The following is a 578-nucleotide window of genomic DNA, read 5'->3' as shown; positions in this document are numbered from 1 at the left end:
GACCACCCGTTGGAGTTCGAGTACGACCAGCAAGATCGGCTGATCACCGAACACCAGGGCTGGGGCACTTTGCGCTATGGCTATGACGCCTGCGGTCAGCTCACTCATCTGCGTCTGCCGGACAACAGCAAACTCGATTACCACCACGCCAAGGGCGGCGCGCTGACCGCCATCGACCTCAACGGCGCACGACTCACCAGCCATCAGTTCGAATTCGGCCGCGAACGACAGCGCCAGCAAGGCCTGCTGCTCAGCGAATACGCCTACGACGAGCAGGGCCGTCTGCAAGCCCACGCCGTCAGCCAACAGCAAAAAAACCTGTACCGCCGCGACTATGCCTACAGCGCCAACGGCAATCTCGATCACATCGCCGACACCCGTCACGGCCAACGAAACTATCACTACGACCCGCTGAACCGCCTGACCCGCGTCCGCCACACCCGCGACAACTCACCGGAAACCTTCGCCCACGACCCGGCGGGCAACCTGATCATGCAGGACCGCCCCGGCCCGACGAAAATCCACGGCAACCGCCTGTTGCTGCAAGGCGACCGCCATTACGACTACGACGCCTTCGG

At 63.0% G+C, this 578-nt stretch carries 1 protein-coding gene; it reads left to right on the top strand.

Going from position 1 to position 578, the window contains the following annotated elements; all coding sequences use genetic code 11:
- The coding region (locus tag AC1RPZ_RS27360; protein ID WP_493141023.1) for an RHS repeat domain-containing protein at positions 1-578 on the top strand (578 nt) is incomplete at both ends.

The organism is Pseudomonas sp. GW822-FHT02D10 (genome assembly GCF_058802345.1).
This window is presented reverse-complemented; position numbering and strand designations above follow the sequence as displayed.